We start from the raw sequence: 18,711 nt of genomic DNA on the forward strand, positions 1-18,711 counted from the left end.
TGATTAGCGCAGGATCACCAGCGGCTTTTCGGCCGTCTTCAGCATGGTCGTGGTGGTACTACCCACCAGGAACTGGCGAATTCGGGAATGACCATAAGCGCCCATGACCAGAATATCGATGTCGTGCTCTTCCTGATAGGCGTGCAATGCAGGTTCCACATCGCCCGCCCGGATGGCGAGAGTGATGTCGGACTCCAGCCCGGCCAGCATCTTCTCCGCCTTTTTCAGCTGCTCCCAGCGGTCGTTGGTGTCCGCGCCGATCATCACCAGGTGCAGCGGCATGCCCTTCAGAACCGGGCTTCCGGCCAGCAGCTCCACGCCCTTGAAGGCGGTGGCGCTGCCGTCGAACGCCAGCATCGCACTTTGGGGGGCCTTGAATTCGTCCGGCACCAGCAGAATCGGCCGGTGCATGCTGCGAATGACGGTCTCAAGCTGACTGCCGATGTGTATATCCCGATCAGAGCTGCTTTCTCCGTGCAGCCCCATGACCAGAAGGCGGGTCTGGTTCTCAAGCGCCAGCAGTGACTCGGTCAGATCGCCGTGGCGCTGGCGTTTGGCGATGTCTTCCACACCCGACGCTCTCACTCTGCGCTCGGCTTCGTCCAGCATGTGGTGGCCATGCTCCAGAGCAAGCTTGGAGCGTTTGCGGTCCAGCTCGGCCAGCTCGTCCAGCAGCTGCTCGCGGCTTCCCAGGCCAATGCTTCCGGCCAGGTCGGGTTCGGCCGGATACCGTTCTTCGTCCAGAACGTGCAGCAGAGTCACCGGGGTTTGCATGTGCTGGCTCGCCCAGCTGGCATAATCACACACCGCCGGTGCGGCGCGGGAACCATCAATACAGGCCACTACTCGTAACATCTCAACCTCGCCTTGCTGATCGTTGTGGTTGTTATTCTGACGGCGATCGTCACCGGATTCCTTGGTCTGCGTCATGGTCAGTGTCCCATCAGCTGGTCAACGGCTTCCGGCTTGTCGTGAACACCGAACCGGTCAACGATGGTGGCGCTGGCCTCGTTCAGACCGATCACTTCAACATCCGCACCTTCACGGCGGAACTTGATCACCGCCTTGTCCAGTGCGCCAACCGCAGTGATGTCCCAGAAATGGGCCCGGCTCAGATCAATCACTACATTATCGACTGCTTCCTTGAAATCAAAGGCCTGTAGGAGTTTTTCCGAGGAACTGAAGAACACCTGGCCTACAACGGTGTAGGTGCGCGTGTCCGTCTGCTCATCCAGATCCGAGCTGACCATCATGTAGTGGCCGATCTTGTTGGCGAAGAACAGCGCCGCCAGCAACACACCGGCCAGCACGCCAAAGGCCAGATTGTGGGTAGCAACCACAACGATCACCGTCACCAGCATGACGATGTTGGTGGACAGTGGGTGATCCTTGAGGTTGCGAATCGACTCCCAGGAGAAGGTACCGATCGACACCATGATCATCACCGCCACCAGGGCGGCCATGGGAATCTGCACCAGCAGGCTGTCGAGAACCAGCACCATGATCAGCAGGAATACACCGGCGGTCAGTGTCGACAGCCGGGTCCGACCACCGGATTTCACGTTGATGATGGACTGACCAATCATGGCGCAACCGGCCATACCGCCGATCAGGCCGGAGCCGATGTTGGCAATACCCTGGCCCTTGCACTCGCGGTTACGATCGCTTTCGGTATCGGTCAGGTCGTCGACGATGGTTGCCGTCATCATCGATTCCAGCAGGCCAACCACGGCCAGCGGCAGCGAGTACGGCAGGATGATCATCAGGGTTTCGAGATTGAGCGGCACATCCGGCCAGAGGAAAATCGGCAGCGTATCAGGCAGTTCACCCATATCGCCGACCGTCCGGATATCCAGCCCGAGAGCAACAGCGACTGCGGTCAGTACGACAATGCACACCAGCGGCGAGGGCAGGATCCTGCCAACCACTGGAATCAACGGGAACAGGTAGATGATGCCAAGGCCCGCGGCGGTCATGGCGTAGACGTGCCAGGTAACGTTGGTCAGTTCGGGCAACTGGGCCATGAAAATCAGGATCGCCAGCGCGTTCACGAAACCGGTGACCACAGAACGGGACACGAACCGCATCAGGCTGCCCAGTTTCAGGTATCCCGCAATGAGCTGAATCACACCGGTCAGCAGCGTTGCCGCCAGCAGGTACTGCAGCCCGTGCTCTTTAACCAGCGTCACCATAAGCACTGCCATGGCCGCGGTCGCCGCCGAGATCATGCCCGGACGACCGCCCACAAAGGCAATGATGACGGCAATACAGAAGGACGCGTACAGTCCCACCTTGGGGTCTACCCCGGCGATGATCGAGAAGGCGATGGCCTCCGGAATCAATGCCAGCGCCACCACGATACCGGCGAGAAGATCCCCGCGGATGTTGGATAACCATTGGTTTTTCAGGGTATTAACCATGTTCAGTTCCGTTATTGGTAAAACAGGGACAAAGCTATTGGACCGTCACCCGGGGTGATCGCGAAAAATCCCGACTGTAAGAGAGAAAAACGGGGGCTGGCGCTACGGTGGACTGGTCTTCACAGGGTTCCGGCGAGCTTTCATCAAAAGGGTTGCAAACAAGGGCCGCGAAGCTTACCAGATTCGCCCCCCACAAGTAAGGTAAGGGATGCCCGCTGAATTTCCTGCGGCGCCTTTGCCGAGCTACAATTTACCGAGACTTACACAGACTTAGGGAACCCCCGTCACCCATGGATGATGTCGCCGCCCAGTTCATCTCGAGCAATCAGACCACACTCCATCTTGCCGTTGCGCTTTTACTCGGGGCCATCATAGGCCTGGAACGGGGCTGGGACGCCCGCGACCAGAAATCCGGCGAGCGCATCGCGGGCATCCGGACCTTTGCACTGGTGGGGCTTCTGGGCGGGCTTTCAGCCGTGCTTGCCGGTGCCATTACGCCCTGGGCCTTCCCGGTGCTGCTGATCAGCGTGGTTGCCATGGGTCTGGTGGGGTACAGCGAACGCCTGGCCCACATCCGTAATTTCAGCATCACCGGGATGGTGGGCATGGTGCTGACCTTCTGCTTCGGTGCGGTGGCCGTAGCAGTGGATCCGGTTATGGCGACGGCTGCGGCCGTTGTTACGGCCATCATCCTGGATAACAAGGAAGACATTCACGGCTGGGTCTACAAGCTCAAGGACCACGAACTTGACGCGGCTCTCAAGCTCCTGCTGATCTCGGTGGTGATGCTGCCGTTGCTGCCCAATCAGGAAATGGGGCCGGGCGGAGTCCTCAATCCGCGGGAAATCTGGTGGATGGTGGTGATGATCGCGTCCATCTCCTTTGTCGGCTACTTTGCCATCCGGGTGGCGGGCACCCGACGAGGCATCCTGTTTACCGGGGTGTTTGCGGGGTTGAGCTCCTCTACCGCCCTGACACTCCACTTTGCCCGGCAATCCGCGCAATTGCCGCAGCTCAGCGCCCAGTTTGCAACCGGAATTCTCATCGCCTGCGGCACCATGTTTCCGCGAATCCTCGTGTACTGTTTTGTCATCAACCGGGAATTGCTCCCCACCCTGATCTGGCCGGTCGTCACTATGACTGCCCTGCTCTATGGCCCGGCGTTGCTGATCTGGCGGCGAAACTCGGATCGACCGGAAGTTAACCAGCCGCCCCTGAACCAGAACCCCCTGGACCTGACCTCAGCCCTTCTGTTCGGCCTGCTGCTCATGGCCATCCTGCTGCTGGGTGAATTTCTGACCGGTTGGCTGGGCAATGCTGGTATTTACATGCTCGCCGCCAGCTCGGGCATTGCTGACGTTGATGCGATCACGCTTTCCCTTACGCGGATGTCGACGACCAACCTGGACATGAACGTCGCCGTCGTCGGCATCGTCATCGCCGCAGCCACCAACAACCTGGTCAAAGCGGGCATGGCTCTGGCCATTGGTACTCGGCAGGCGGGCATGTTGGTGGGCGTTCCGATGGTACTGTCGCTGGTCGCGGGGCTTGCCGTTGCCTGGTTCCAGTAGTCAGCAGGCGCGACGGAAGGTGAGATTGTAACGGCAGGCACCGGTCAATGGGTGGCTGCCGGTTTTCAGGCGCAGGACACCGTGATAGCGCAATCGCGACGGGCCACCCCAGACCACCACATCGCCATGGGCCAGTGGGATATTGACCGGGCGCTCGTTTCGTTTCAGCCCGCCAAACTGGAATACCTGGGGCAGCCCCAGGGACACTGACACGATCGGCTGCTCAAAATCGGTCTCGTCCTTGTCCTGATGCAGCCCCATTTTAGCCCCCGGCTCATAGCGGTTGATCAGGCAGGCATCGGGGCAGAAATCCCTGTAGCCGGCGGCCTCCGCAGCGTCCCGGGCCAGCCGTTCAAAGACCCCGGGCATCGACGGCCACGGCGCGCCAGTAAGGGGATCGGTGGGCTGATAGCGATACCCCCGGGTATCCGTCACCCAGCCCTGGTCGCCACAGCAGCTCATGGCCACCGACATGGTGTGGCCACCGGGCGTCTGCATGTGCCTCAGGGGGGCAGACGCCGTGACCCGATCGATTGCCGCCAGCAAAGCCTCCGCTTTTTCTCTCGCGAACTGGCGCAGCACCACTGCGCCATCAACAATGGCCTCAGACCTGGGCTCGCCAGGCAGATCGTCAAAAAGGTCCGCAGTCATCGGTGGCTACTCCATTCAGTCGAAAACAGCGCCGCTGTACCGGTCATGGTTGCAAGGAATTCGCAGGCTTCCTCCGGGCATACGCCACTCTACACCGGTGAGGATCACCCGTGCAGTGACATCGAATGAGCGCGACGAATGAAAGCCTGTTCATGAACCCGAATTAAAAAACCCGTATATTCTATGGACTGTTCCCTTTCGGATTAAGGACCTATTGATGCTCTTGGCTCTGATTTTTGGTGGTTTGATTGGCTATGCGTTTGGCAAGTTTCCCGGATTCCTGGTGGGTGCTGCCATCGGTGCCTTTATCTTTAACCGCCTCAAAAGCCGTCTGATTGGCAAGCTCCACAACATTCAATCCGGCTTTGTTGAGTCGGTTTTTGCCGTTATGGGCGCACTGTGCAAGGCCGATGGCGTGGTGTCTCAGGATGAAATCCAGGTCGCAGAAGCCATGTTTGTGCGTTTTCGTCTGAACGAAACCCAGAAGGCCAAAGCCAAGGCTGCCTTCAACCGTGGCAAGGCACCGGACTTTGATCTCGACGCAGAGCTTGCCCGTTTCCTGCAGATGACCGGACGCCAGCCCGCGTTTCTCCAGATGTTCCTGCAGGTACAGGTTTCGGCCGTAGCAGCAGATGGTGTCATCCATCCCGCAGAACACGCCATGCTCGTGCGTATAGCCCGTGGCCTGGGTCTGCCAGAAAGTCAGGTGGATCAACTGGAGGCCATGCTGCGCGGGGCTCACAGCGGACAGGCTGGTGCCGGTGCCGGCCAGCGTTCTTCCAGCCAACAGATTGACGATGCCTACAAGGTTCTTGGGGTTTCACCCTCCGCGAGCGACGACGAACTGAAAAAGACCTATCGCAAGCTGATGAGCGAGAACCATCCCGACAAGCTCGCCGGCAAGGGCTTACCCGAAAGCATGCGGGAAATGGCAGAGGAGCGGACGCGGGAAATCAGCCACGCATACGACGTGATCAAGGACGCCCGCAAAAAGGCAGGATAATCCCGGCTAGAACCATCGTGGCACGCGCGCCCGATACTCATCGTAGGGCGCGCCGTATGTGCTCGACAGGGCCTTCTCCTCTTCTCGCGCCTGGCGGGTGATCACCAGCACGCCGGCAATCAGGCAGACCAGCGAAAAGACACTCGGCAGTGCCAGGAAAAATCCGAACTGGCCGGTCATTACGCTGATGAACAGCGGGTTTCGGGACCGGGCAAACGGGCCGCTGGTCAGCAGCTTGGGATGATCCTCGCGGTGATCAATGCCGGAACGCCAGTCCTCATGCATGTACGCCTGGAGATAGTTCACAGAGGTGAAGGAAACCAGCAGAAGCAGCATTCCCAGCAACAGTACCGGCCACTGATACAACGCGCCGAACACCCCCAGCCAACCGTCGATGTCCGCAAACACCCGAACCACGCACACCGAAAGAATCAGCGCACGGAACACGTTGAAAATTTGCCGGTGCCACCAGGGAGCGGATCCGCGCTCTCCGTAATTAATGTGGGAAAAACGCATGCGCTGATAAAGGCCCAGAGCCCGACTCGCAAACTGCAGGCCGATCATCAGGAAAAAGATGCCGAGAAAATGGCGCACAAGAGGTTCAATGAATTCCATCGGGCTCGCTTAGTAAAGATTCACACCGCAAGCTTATTACCTGAAAAGGTCTGTGAAAAGCGTGTTAATCGGAAGCCGCTGCAATAACCAACTGACCAATCACATGGAATAACACAAAAAAGTGCCCCTGGGGTCTAACCTCCTCTCAGGAAAACCGGTCATAACAGCGGCCCCACCATTGCAACGGCGTTATTCCAGAGGCGTCGACGCCACCCCCAATTATTCACATCGTCGAAAGAAACAGGATTGGAGCTGGCAACGTATTCCATTTGGCGGGCAAACATGTCTGCAGTCAGCTCAGGATCAATACACAGTATATTGTTCTCGAAATTAAGCTCGAAACTCCTGCGGTCAATGTTGGAGGAGCCGATCAGCGTTATGTTGTCGTCCACGGTCACGGACTTGGAATGCAAGAGTCCGCCGACAAACTCATGGATCTTTACCCCGGCCTTGAGCAATTCCCGGTAGTAACTTCGACTCGCGGCGGCCACAACAAATGAATCATTCCGGGCGGGGAAGATAATCGTAGTATCAACCCCCCGGTTGGCCGCTGCACACAGCGCTGCTTGAAGGGATTCATTGGGCACATAGTACGGCGTCGTGATGGTGAGCCTGTCTCGGGCTGAATACATCAGCGCCTCGAACATTTCAGGGGCTGCAGAGGGGCGCACCGTGGGCCCTGTCGCAATAACCTGGGCAAAGAACCCCGGCATGAACGACTCCACTTCCTTCTCCACCACATCACTGATGTCTTCATCCACGCAAGCCATCCAGTCACTGGCAAAAACATGCTGGTTCTGCAGGGCAACAGGGCCCTCGAACCGTATTACGGCGTCGACCCACGGCGCGTACTTGCGCTTTACGAGGAACTCAGGATCTGCACAGTTCTGGCTGCCGCAATAGGTAATCCAGTTATCGATTACGACGATTTTCCGGTGGTTTCGCAGATCAATACGCCCTCGCAAGGGCTGCAATAACAGATTGCCGACCGGAAAAGAGACGCCCAGCTTAACGCCGCTTTCCCGCATTGCTCGCCAGTGTTTCGAGTTGATTAGTTGGCGGGAACCCAACCCATCGACCATTGCCCTGCAGTCGATACCGCGCGAAGCGGCCCGTCTGAGGGCCTCTACGACTCTGAGGCCATTATTGTCACAGAGCCAGATATAGAAGCTCAGGTGGACATGAGCCCTGGCAGCATCTATGTCCTCGACGATTGAAGAGATCGTGGCGTTGGAATTTCGCAGCAGGTAGGCACGGTTGCCTGCAAGAGGCTTGAAGCCGTTAATGGTTTCACCGAGTCGAAATAGCGACGTGTAACGATCCGGTATCGCCGGCGTCGCTTCCACGGTCCCTGTTGACGCTATCGAGCCCGGCGCAGGCAAATACTCCGTAACCCTTCGAACACGATTACGGCGACCCCGTCCGATACTGGTTTCACCGATCAACACATACATCGCCATACCGGCGATTGGTACGGCCGCAATCACAACGATCCAGGCAATCCGGGAAGCCGGTTGCCGGTGCGGCCTCAGGAGCACCCGGGCGATAAACAGCAGTTGGACAAGCACAAATGCGACAAAACCCAGGATCGCCGACATGTTTCCGCTCCCGATGGAAATTGAACAATCCAGATCTCTTTCCCTGCGGATTGGAGGACCCAATCCATGGCGCTGTTGTCCGACTGAACCGTCGTCCTCACACTTTCCTCAAATGACATGTCGCCACGTATTTGAATGCAGTACAGTCAGTAAACGTATAAAACTAGGAAGTTTCCAGCCATGCCATCGAATTCAGGCCCCCGATCCGTTCACGCCTATACCAACGACGCCCTCGGCGTGGCCGACGCGACGGAACTGGCCCAGCGGGTGAAGCGAGGTGACGTGTCGGCCGAGGAACTGGCGGACGCTGCCATCGCGCGGGCCCGAAGTGTGGAGCCCCTCATCGGAGGGCTGGTCGCGGACAACTTTGAGGGGGCGATGGAAACCGCGCGGCGTCTGGACCGGCGGCAAGCGGGCACGGAATCCGGTTTTTTCTCCGGCGTGCCAACGGTGATCAAGGACAATACTGATATCGAGGGACTGGCCACACGGCACGGCTCCAAAGCGGTGCCTGAATCAGCCGCAGCAACGACCAGCCTATTCGCCCTGCAACTGCTCGACCAGGGCTTCGTCTGCCTGGGCAAGAGCGCCCTGCCCGAGTTCGGATTTAATGCGACCACCGAACCTGCGCACCAGCCACCGTCACGGAATCCCTGGAATCTGGATTACTCCACTGGCGCATCGTCCGGCGGCTCCGCAGCGCTGGTGGCGGCCGGTGTGGTGCCCGTAGCCCACGCCAATGATGGCGGAGGATCGATTCGAATTCCAGCGGCCTGCTGTGGGCTGGTTGGCCTGAAGCCAAGCCGGGGGCGCCTGATCGACAATGACGCCGCGCGAACGCTACCGGTCAACATCCTCGTGGACGGTATTGTCAGTCGCTCGGTCCGGGATACCGCCCATTTCATGGAACAGGCCGAGCGGTATTTCCACCGGTCCTCCCTCCCGGCCCTCGGCAGCAATGAGGGACCATCCGGCAAGGCCCTGACCATCGGTCTGGTTCTGGATTCCATTAACGGGCATGCAACCGACGATGACACCCGCCGCACCGTGGAAAACACGGCCCGAAAACTGGAAAAACTCGGGCACCGGATTGTGCCGATGGAAGTACCGGTTGCGGCCTCTTTTCCGGAGGATTTTGCCCTCTACTGGGCATTCCTCGCGTTTGGCGTGAAGGCAAACGGCCGAAAGCTTATGAATCCCGGCTTTGATAAACAGCAGGTTGATGGGCTGACCAACGGTCTGGCGAGTAAATTCCGGCAGCAGTTCTACCGGTTGCCGGCGGCACTCTGGCGCCTGCATCGCTCCCACCAACACTACGCCCGGGCAATGACCAGGTTCGATGCAGTCCTGACACCGGTCCTGGGCCACACAACGCCACCGATTGGGCATCTCAGCCCGAATGTGCCCTTTGCCACCCTGTTCGAGCGCCTGACCCGTTACGTCGGTTTTACGCCGCTGGCCAACGCAACGGGCGCACCCGCCATATCCCTGCCCATGGGGATGAGCCGGGGCAATCTGCCCATTTCCGTCCAGTTCATGGGCCGGCATGGAGGCGAGCGAACCCTGCTCGACATCGCCTATACACTGGAAGCGGAGGCGCCGTGGCCGGCGCTCCATCAGGCGGGTGCGGGCACTCAGGCCCCGGTGACTGCCGAAACCATCCTCTGACCGTCGGCTTTCCGAGCCACGACCCGATTCCGGCCCAGGCCCTTGGCCTCATAGAGAGCTTCGTCTGCCCAATTGAAAATATCTTTGGTTGCATCGGCTTTCAGGGGCGAGACGCTGCAGACTCCGGCACTGACCGTAAGGTGCAACACCTCACCAGAGACCCGGAACGCCGAGCCCTCGATTTCGGCACGGATACGCTCCGCCACCCGGATGGCACCGTCGACGGGGGTGTCCGGCAGCAGAACAACAAATTCCTCGCCACCATAGCGCGCGGCGAGATCCTGGGGACGCGTCACATGCTGACGAACGCATTGGGCCACCATCTTCAGGCAATCATCCCCGACCAGATGGCCGTAGGTGTCGTTGAATTTCTTGAAGTGATCGATATCCAGAACCAGTAGCGACAACTGTTCCTGATAACGAAAAGCCCGCACGACGGCGGACTGAAAGGTCCGGTCAAAATAGCCACGATTTTTCAGACCGGTCAATGCGTCGGTGGCACTGAGCTCCAGCAACTGCTCGTTGAGGCTCTCAAGATCCCGGGTTCGCGCATGCACCCGCTCCTCCAGGAGTGTATTGGCTTCGCGCTGCACCTGGAGCGACTTCTCCTGCGCCAACCGCGCCTTGCGCTCCTCCCTGAGCAGCCGTTGCTGGGCCTGGAAGGCGCGTTTCTTTTCCCTGTCCAGGCGGTCCGCCAGGGCAATGGACAACAGAATCACGCCCAGTGCCGAGCCAACCTGAGTGGCATTCTCAGTCAGCAGGTTGCGGGGCAACACCGTGAATTTGCTCAGGGCCAGTACGATGCCGCCAAAGAGCATGGATACCCAGGCAAGGGTGTAATAACGGGCAGCCGGGTCTCGTCGATACCATCGGATAATGCTGAGTATCAGCATGGTCGTGCAGCCCACGAAGGCAACCAGAATGGTGGGAAGAATCAGGAGCCTGTACGGCAGCAGCAAACCACACACGGCCAGAGCACCTGCAGCCGTAATCACCGCAACGGTCCATCGGTTGAAACGCGGATGGTTTTCGCGGGTAACGTTGATAAAACGAATGCTGAACGTACCACCGAACAGCACGGCCAGGTTCAGAAACACAATGATGGACTGGTCATTCCACCACGTTGATTCGGGCCACAGGTACTGGAAGGCAACACCATGAAGACTGGCCAGAAACAGGGGCATCGCAGTGATGTAGCCCACGTAGTGCAGGAAGCTCCGTTCGCCAACCGCCATGAACACGAACAGGTTGTACAGGACCATCACCAGCACAATGCCGTAGTAGATCCCTTCAAACATGGTCCGGGACTGCTCCGCCGAGTAAAAACTGTCCCGATCCCACCAGATCAGGGGGACCTGCATGGAGCTGGTGGTTTTCACCCTCAGGAATACCCGGGTCTGCTCACCGGCGGCCAGGTCCAGGGGCACGACGAAGTTGCGGTGGTCAATTGGCCGATCGGAAAAGGGTTGTTTGTCGCCAAGAACCAGAGGTTCAACGCCGGAGGTCATGGGATCGATGTAGATCTCGATCCGGTCAAGCACGGGGTATCCGATCTCCAGAAAGGTCTGGATCTGCTGGCGCGCCGCGTTATTGAGCGTCACCCGGAACCAGTAGATGTCCTTCGCGTAACCAAGACTGATGCTGTCACTGCCATTTCGGGTCCAGTCTGCCTCGTCAAGCGCCGTCACTGTCTCAATGCCCACAGGCGTGGCCGGCTCTTGCCAGTAATCGACGAACCTTGACAGTTCAACGCGAGTGGAGCCCGTTTCCCACGTAGCTGTATCCTGAGCGGAAACTCCGACAGATGGCCAGGCAAGCAGAAAAAAACACAGCAAGCCGATGAATCTTTGCACAATGGGCCTCAATGAACCACAGATTACATTTTGTTATTGTCGCCCGAGCGATTATGGGCTAAACGGGCAGAGTTAGCCCCTTCTCGCTACCAATCGACGCAAATCGACATAAAACGGATACAAAACCCCGCTCGAACCTTGTTCAACCCACCGCCCGTCGCAAGTAGACAGTCCCTGACTAGCCTGTCATATTTCAGTTACTGATTAGGGCTTCGTGACGCGCCAAGGCGCCTACCTGTGGTTGTTGATTCAATCGCGCAACACCAGAAGAACTTAACTCCACCATGCGTGACAGTGAGATACTGGTTACCCACCACAAGGCATTAATGGAACTCAGCCACGATGCCGACTTTATCGAGCAGCCAAGACATCAAAAACTGGCAGCCCTGACCGAGCTCTGCGCCCGGCGCCTCAATGTGGAACGCGTGAGTGTGTGGTCATTCCCGCCCAAGGGCGATCGCATCAACTGCGAATGGCTCTATGATGCTTCCGCCGCGCCATGCGACAGAAGCAATTCCGGCGGGCCTCTCAGCCTGTATCAGTCCGAACATCCTGCCTACTTTACGACCATCGGTTCCGAGCGGGTGGTTGCCGTGGAAAATGCCCAGGAGGATCCGAGAACCCGTTCATTTGCACGCAACTACCTTAGCATTCACAACATCAACGCCATGCTCGATGCCCCCGTTTTCGACGGCGCACGGATGAGCGGTGTGATCTGCCTGGAATCCCGGCAAAACAGGCTCTGGAGCCCTCCCGACATCTCATTGGCGGTGGCCGTGGCGGACACAGTGAGCCTGATGAATACCCACGAAGCCTGGATCCGGTCCAAGCAGGCACTGGACTATGTCACCCGATTTGACTCCCTGACAGGGCTCGCCAACATGGACTCGCTCAAAGCCCGGATCAACCACCTGATCAAGAAGGTCAAAAAACGGGGTCGCGGCGCGCTGGCACTGATCTGGATTGATATCGATCGGCTCAAAATCATCAATGATGGCCTCGGGCCCCAGGCAGGCGACCAGGTGATCGCAGAAATCGGTCGCCGGCTCAACGACCTGCAGCTCACGGGCAAGGATTACCTGGCCCGGATAGGCGGGGATGAGTTTGCCGTGGTTATTCGGAACAAGACCCTGCCCGCGCTGTTGGACAGCGCAGCCGAGCTCATCCAGCAACGAATCCGGTCGCCCATTCGTGTCGATGGGCAGGACCTGACCATCACCGCGAGCCTCGGGATCAGTCACTACCCCGGCGACTGTGAAGGCGGGGAAGAACTGCTGCGCAGTGCCGAAGCGGCGATGTATCACACCAAGTACCGGGGCCGGGGCCAGTCCACCCAGTACGATTCGGAAATTCAGATGACAGCCCGTTCCCGGTTCGCTGTCGAAAGTGAATTGAAGCTGGCGATGGAAAATGGTGGCCTCGACGTTTTCTATCAACCGATTATGGACAGCACGGGAACCCGGATCGAGAGCGCAGAAGCGCTGGTCCGATGGAACCACCCTGACCGGGGCTGGCTTTCTCCCATCGAGTTTCTTGATGTGGCCCGAAGTGCCGGCCTGATGTTTCGCCTCGGTGAATGCGTCATAGAGAGGGTCTGTGACGACTGGCGCGCATGCCGGGCCAAAGGTATCAATCTGGCCACGATCTCGGTCAACCTTGCTCCGGAACAGGTCATGGTGACCAACTTACCGAGTCTCATACGCGACGTATGCGGCAGTCACTCGATGCCCGTCAGCGCGCTGCAGTTCGAAGTGACCGAGGACGCCCTTCAGGGTGAACTGCGGGTATTGAGCAGGGTCCTGGAGGATCTTGTTGATTCCGGTGCCATGCTGGCGATTGATGACTTCGGTACCGGTTACTCTTCCCTGGCCCGGCTCAAGAGCCTTCCGTTTTCACGAATTAAAATTGATCGTTCTTTTATCAAGCACTTACCGGACGATGACAACGACCGGGCCATCACCCTCTCGACGATAGGCCTGGCCCGGGGACTGGGGCTCTCCATCGTTGCCGAGGGGGTGGAGACACAGGCCCACGAACGCTGGCTGTTCGAAAACCATTGCGATTACCTCCAGGGGTTTCGCTACAGCATGCCACTTCCCATCGGAGAGCTTACCCGCCGCTTCTATGGGACCGACCGACTCGTCGCGAGTCAATTGCGGCACTGAAAAACTGACAAAACCTGCTGGAAGCTGGACTCTGGTTCGGCCTGAATAGCAATGGCCGCTCCAGTGTCCGGGTGCGCAAACTCGATTCGCGTGGCCGCCAGCATCAACCGCCCCTCCCCGAATCGCTCTGCAAAATACCGGTTGTGCCGGCCACGACCGTGGTTCGCGTCACCGATGATGGGATGACTGATGTGTTTCATATGGCGGCGCAGCTGGTGCTTTCGGCCGGTTTCCGGATATAGCTCGACAAGGGCATAGCGGCTGGTGGCATACCTCTCGATTGCCACCGGAATTTCCGTCCTCGCCAACGTCCGGAAGCGGGTGCGGGCCTCCCTGACCGGCTGTTCCACCCCTTTCAGGCGCCGGTCCTCGGGCTCTTCCCGGAGCGGGTGATCAATCACGCCATTGTCGGCGGGCCACCCACGGACCATGGCCCGGTAGGTTTTGCTCACCTCCCCCGACATCATCGCCTGCCCCAGCTTACGGGCGGCTTCCCGATCTCTGGCGAACACCAGCACCCCAGAGGTGGGGCGATCCAGCCTGTGCACCGGGTAAACATGGTCGCCGTCATTAAGTGCCCGGGCATACTGCAGGGCAAACTCGGTTTCGTGCCGGTCGATGGGACTGCGATGTACCAGAAGGCCGGCAGGTTTGTGCACCACAAGCAACGCCTCGTCCCGGTACAGCAACGCCAGAGGATTCATGAACCGTCCCGAAGCGCCCGTTGACGGATCCAAACCCTCGCGCTCCTGACACGGGCGCCTGCATTCTCACCAAGCACCAATAGAGCCGGGGTCAGCAACAGGGTCAGAATCGTTGCGAAGGCCAGCCCCCCCGCGATGGCACTGGACAACTGAGTCCACCACTGGGTAGAGGGAGCGCCCAGCCCCAGTGACGGCGTCAGCAGATCCACGTTGACACCGAGCACCATGGGCATCAGCCCCAGAATGGTTGTGATGGCGGTCAGCAGCACTGGCCGCAGGCGCAGGCAGCCGGTCTCAAGGGCAGCCTCGAAGGCCTCAAGCCCCTCTCTGCGCATCTGGTTATAAGTGTCGATGAGGATGATGTTGTTGTTCACCACGATACCGGCCAGCGCAATGATCCCCATCCCCACCATGACGATGCCAAAAGACTGACCATTCAGCAGCAGGCCAAGCAGTACGCCGGCGGTGGACAGGAGTATCGCGGACAGAATCAGGAAGGTCTGGTACAGGGAATTGAACTGGGTCACCAGAATCAGCAGCATCATGGCCAGCGCGACGAGGAAGGCGCTGGCCAGGAAATTCGAGGCCTGCTGCTGGTCTTCGTTCTCGCCGGCGAATTTTACCGATACCCCTTCCGGCGGCTCCGGCATGTCGGCCTGCAGGCTATTAAGCAGTTCATCCACCCGACGGCCCGGGGCCAGCTCGGACTTGATGGTTACCGTGCGCTGGCCATCAACGCGAACAATGCTGTTGGTTTTATCGCCGGGTTCCAGATCGACAAACTGCGACAGCGGCACCTGACCACGGGAGGTGTTAATGGTCTGCCGCTGGAGGTGATCCAGTTCGCGCCAGTTATTGGGCACACGCACGGCGATGTCCACTTCATCCCGCACATCTTCCGGACGGTAAGTGGCCAGAACCAGTCCATTGGTCACCAGGCGGACCGCACTGCCCACACTCAGCACGTCGGTCGAGAACCGGGCCGCCGCCTCGCGATCGACCTCCAGCCGCCATTCGATGCCGGGCAGGCTCCGGTCGTCCTCGATATCGACAAAACCGCCCATGGCGCCCATGCGGTCCTCAATCTGGTCCACGTACGCATTCAACTCGCTGCTGTCGCGGCTGCTGACCTGAAGTTCGATGGGCTTGCCTTCAGCCGGCCCACCTTCCTGCTCGCGGAATTCCAGCTGCACCCCCGGGATATCCTCCGTCCGTTTCCGGAAATCCTCGAGGATGGCGCTTGCCGGTCGACGGCTGTACCAGTCGGTAAACTGGAACTGCAGCACCCCGATGACATCAGGCGCCATCCGGTTGCCGGCACTGATCATGGACCGTGCATAGAGTGCATTGACCTCGGGCATCCCCCGAAGCCGCTGCTCCACCTCACGGACGATCGAGTCCCGCTCCCGGATGGACAGGTCGCCCCGGGCCCGTACCTGGACCTGGGCCGAATCGGGCTCCACGCTCGGGAAGAACTCCACCCCGAAATTGAACCTGGCGTACGCCGCGTAGATCACCACGATGATGCCGAGCACACCCAGCAACGTCGTCCCCGGCCTTTTCAGTAGCGCGGACAACAGGCGCCGATAGTGCTTCATCATCGCCCCCGCCCCATGGTGCTCACGGGCGCGGCGACCGCCGCTGACTCCACCCAGTACCGGCAAAAATACCAGCGCCATGGCCAGGGATGCCGCCAGACAGATGATCACCGTCAGCGGCAGGAACTTCATGAACTCCCCGACCACGCCGGGCCAGAACAGCAACGGCACGAAAACCGCCAGGGTGGTGGCGGTCGATGCGATAATTGGCCACGCCATCCGGCTGGCCGCCTCGGCCCAGGCGGAGCGCACGGTCTGTCCTTCCGAGAGATTACGGTCCGCCAGTTCCGAGACCACGATCGCGCCATCCACCAGCATGCCGGCCACCAGGATCAGACTGAACAGGACCACAATATTGAGCGTCAGTCCCAGCCCCCAGATCACCAGGATGCCGGTCAGGAAGGCACCCGGGATCGTCAGCCCGACGAGCAGCGCAGAGCGGGGACCCATGGCCGCGATCACCACAATGATCACCAGCACGATGGCCGTCAGGACGTTGTTCAGGAGGTCGCTGAGGATGTCCCGAACCTCGTCCGACTGATCCATGATGTAACGCACTTCCAGTGTGTCCGGAAGCTGGGGCCGCGCCTGCTCGACCAGCTCCCGGACCTGGGCCACGGTTTCAATGATGTTGGCGCCGGTCCGCTTTGAGACTTCCAGAACCAGCGCGGGCTCGCCGTTGATTCGGGCAAAGCCGGTGGGATCCTTGAAGGTGCGCTGCAACATGGCCACATCGCCAAAGGTCACGACGGTGTCGCCGTCGACCTTGACCGGCATGGACATGACATCCTCGATGGTTTCAATCACGCCCGGCACTTTCAATGCCATGCGGCCATTGCCGGTATCCAGTGAGCCTGCCGCCACCAGCTGGTTATTACGGGTTACCAGGGCGGCCAACTGGTCAAAGTCGATGCCATAGCTTTCCAGCACCTGGGGATCGACCACCACCTCGAGAAGATCCTCCCGGTCGCCGCCGATTTCCACTTCCAGCACTTCCGGGATCGCCTCGATCGCATCCTGCAGCGCCCGTGCGACGGTAATCAGTTCCCGCTCGGACAAAGGGCCTGAAAGCCCAACCGACAGGACCGGAAACAGGGACACATTGATTTCATTGACCCGGGGTTCATCCGCCTCTTCCGGCAGCTTGCTGCGCGCAGTGTCCACTTTCTCACGGACATCCTGCAGGGCCTTGTCGGAATCGAAGCCGGCATCGAATTCCAGCATCACCGACGCGGAACCCTCCGAGGCCCTGCCACGCATTTCCTTCACCCCCTCAAGGGACCGGAGTTCCTGCTCCATGGGACGCACCAACAGGCGTTCGGCATCCTCCGGACTGATGCCGTCCAGGGTCATGGACACATAGATGATGGGGATGGTGATGTCCGGATTGGCTTCCTTGGGGATCGTCTGGAACGCGGCGATGCCGCCCAGAATCAGAAACAGCAGCGTCAGCAGCGTGGTGCGGCTGCGGTCCATGGCGGCAAAGATCAGCGTTCGCATTCGGCTCAGCCCCGGTCTTCGGCGGCGTCGACAGGTCGGACCTGTTCGCCCACGCTCACGAAACCACCACCCCGGGTTATCAGGCGGATTTCATCCGGCAACCCGGTTACCCACGCGCCATTAGTGGCAACGCTGAGCAGTTCAACGGTACTGAATACCACGCGGTTGTCCTCGTTCACGTACTTCACGCCGGGGCGCCCGTCGTCCCCAAGGGACAGGTAGGCCGGTGAGATGAACATGGCTTTCACCTCAGGCAGAGCAATCCGGAAACTCGCACTACCGCCGGCCACCCGGCGAAGATCGGGATTCTCGACGGCAATTTCCACCGCGAAGCTCCGGGTCTCGGGGTTGGCCGCGCTCGCCACGAAAGTGACTATGCCATCCAGCTTTTTGCCATTCAGCAGGTCCACCCGCACCCGCTGCCCCGGCGACACCTTGCCCGCGGACTGCTGGGGAATTTGTCCCGTCGCCTTGAGGCGATCAATGCGGACCAGTTCAAACATGGGAGAACCGACCTGAACCAGCCCGCCCTGCTCCACATCGCGGGCATTTATGATGCCGTCAAAGGGGGCTTTCGGGGTCAGGTGGGCAACATCCAGTCTGGCGGCGGCCAGCTCAGCGTTTGCAGCCGCCAACTCACTCTCGAGCTTCAGCATTTCGGACTGGGAGGCGAGATTATTCGAACGTAGCTTGCGAGCAGCCGCAAGATCTGCCTCCAGGCTGCGCACCCTGGCCCGCCAACGGTCGACGACGGCCCGGCGGCCATCATCGGATAGGGTCACCAGGGTATCCCCCGACTTCACATGCTGGCCCAGATCGACCTCAATCTTCTCAACTGTGCCTGCCACCCGGGCACTGATCATCACCGCGTGCCAGGGTTCCAGTTGCCCCTGAAGCAGAAGCCCCGGTTCGTGAAGACGAGCAATAAGCGACTCAACCTGCACACTGGTCAATTCCCGCTCGCCAATCTCCTGTTTCTCCGGTGCAGCTTCGCTCGCCATCTTGATGTCGCCGGTCGCCAACCACACCGCCAGCGCAATAATGACCAGGAGCGACAGCCCCAGGGAACCCCACTTTCCTTTGCTCATGAAACGTTCGCCGTGCCTGAAAACCGTGATCGGGCCCAGAGAATTCAGGCCCCAAGAAAAAAACCGGCAAGAAACGGTTGCAACCGGTTAAACGCGTGGGGTAGATTCTACACAGAAATTTTTCACGAATTCAGAGCAGATTGTTCATTTTATGAATCTCAACGCAGTAATCGTCCTTGTGAAGCTTGTCCTGGTGGTCGTGGTACCGTCCGGGGGCTTTTGCGTGGACAAGCGGGTGAGATAGCAACAACCTGACAAGACACCAAAAAGCCCCCGG

The 18,711-nt window shown here is 59.4% G+C and carries 13 protein-coding genes; 4 read left to right on the forward strand and 9 right to left on the reverse strand.

The window, feature by feature from the left end:
• Positions 1-3 precede the first annotated feature (3 nt).
• Together QQF73_RS15795 and QQF73_RS15800 are read right to left on the reverse strand one after the other, a co-directional pair.
• Positions 4-930, reverse strand: a complete 927-nt coding sequence (locus tag QQF73_RS15795) for a universal stress protein (RefSeq protein WP_219868306.1) — start codon at positions 928-930, stop codon at positions 4-6.
• A 2-nt stretch (positions 931-932) separates the two neighbouring features.
• Positions 933-2,420: a SulP family inorganic anion transporter gene (locus QQF73_RS15800; protein ID WP_285368786.1), complete on the reverse strand. Its 1,488-nt coding sequence runs from the start codon at positions 2,418-2,420 to the stop codon at positions 933-935.
• Between the two features lie 290 nt (positions 2,421-2,710).
• Here QQF73_RS15800 and QQF73_RS15805 point away from each other — a divergent pair, with 290 nt between their 5' ends.
• Positions 2,711-3,991, forward strand: coding sequence for an MgtC/SapB family protein (locus QQF73_RS15805; protein ID WP_285368787.1), 1,281 nt, complete (start codon positions 2,711-2,713; stop codon positions 3,989-3,991).
• Here the strand turns inward: QQF73_RS15805 and alkB are convergent, their stop codons facing one another.
• On the reverse strand, positions 3,992-4,642 hold the full coding sequence (gene alkB / locus QQF73_RS15810; protein ID WP_285368788.1) for a DNA oxidative demethylase AlkB: 651 nt from the start codon (positions 4,640-4,642) through the stop codon (positions 3,992-3,994).
• A 217-nt stretch (positions 4,643-4,859) separates the two neighbouring features.
• Here alkB and djlA point away from each other — a divergent pair, with 217 nt between their 5' ends.
• Entirely contained in the window at positions 4,860-5,645 is a 786-nt protein-coding gene (gene djlA, locus QQF73_RS15815) for a co-chaperone DjlA (protein WP_219868310.1), read from the forward strand.
• Between the two features lie 6 nt (positions 5,646-5,651).
• On the opposite strand, the gene QQF73_RS15820 is transcribed toward djlA, so the two are convergent.
• Entirely contained in the window at positions 5,652-6,260 is a 609-nt protein-coding gene (locus QQF73_RS15820) for a methyltransferase family protein (RefSeq protein WP_219868311.1), read from the reverse strand.
• Positions 6,261-6,418: 158 nt separating this feature from the next.
• The gene (cls, locus tag QQF73_RS15825) at positions 6,419-7,858 is read right to left on the reverse strand and encodes a cardiolipin synthase (protein ID WP_285368789.1); all 1,440 of its coding nucleotides are present in this window, start codon (positions 7,856-7,858) and stop codon (positions 6,419-6,421) included.
• A 180-nt stretch (positions 7,859-8,038) separates the two neighbouring features.
• On the opposite strand from cls, the gene QQF73_RS15830 reads away from it, so the two are divergent.
• Positions 8,039-9,526: an amidase gene (locus tag QQF73_RS15830; RefSeq protein ID WP_285368790.1), complete on the forward strand. Its 1,488-nt coding sequence runs from the start codon at positions 8,039-8,041 to the stop codon at positions 9,524-9,526.
• On the opposite strand, the gene QQF73_RS15835 is transcribed toward QQF73_RS15830, so the two are convergent.
• Positions 9,493-11,379, reverse strand: coding sequence for a sensor domain-containing diguanylate cyclase (locus QQF73_RS15835; RefSeq protein WP_285368791.1), 1,887 nt, complete (start codon positions 11,377-11,379; stop codon positions 9,493-9,495). The genes QQF73_RS15830 and QQF73_RS15835 overlap by 34 nt on opposite strands.
• Positions 11,380-11,663: 284 nt before the next feature.
• On the opposite strand from QQF73_RS15835, the gene QQF73_RS15840 reads away from it, so the two are divergent.
• Positions 11,664-13,544 (forward strand): sensor domain-containing phosphodiesterase, encoded by a 1,881-nt coding sequence (locus QQF73_RS15840; RefSeq protein ID WP_219868314.1) that lies wholly within the window; start codon positions 11,664-11,666, stop codon positions 13,542-13,544.
• On the opposite strand, the gene QQF73_RS15845 is transcribed toward QQF73_RS15840, so the two are convergent.
• Genes QQF73_RS15845 through QQF73_RS15855 form a run of 3 tightly spaced genes read right to left on the reverse strand, consistent with a single transcriptional unit; the run spans position 13,529 to position 18,434 of the window.
• Complete coding sequence (locus tag QQF73_RS15845; RefSeq protein WP_219868315.1) at positions 13,529-14,248, reverse strand: pseudouridine synthase; 720 nt, start codon at positions 14,246-14,248, stop codon at positions 13,529-13,531. The genes QQF73_RS15840 and QQF73_RS15845 overlap by 16 nt on opposite strands.
• The gene (locus QQF73_RS15850) at positions 14,245-17,346 is read right to left on the reverse strand and encodes an efflux RND transporter permease subunit (RefSeq protein ID WP_285368792.1); all 3,102 of its coding nucleotides are present in this window, start codon (positions 17,344-17,346) and stop codon (positions 14,245-14,247) included. Before QQF73_RS15850 ends, QQF73_RS15845 begins: the two co-directional genes overlap by 4 nt.
• Before the next feature lie 5 nt (positions 17,347-17,351).
• Entirely contained in the window at positions 17,352-18,434 is a 1,083-nt protein-coding gene (locus QQF73_RS15855; RefSeq protein WP_285368793.1) for an efflux RND transporter periplasmic adaptor subunit, read from the reverse strand.
• Between the last annotated feature and the right edge of the window lie 277 nt (positions 18,435-18,711).

The organism is Marinobacter albus, from assembly GCF_030238305.1.
Lineage (GTDB): Bacteria > Pseudomonadota > Gammaproteobacteria > Pseudomonadales > Oleiphilaceae > Marinobacter > Marinobacter albus.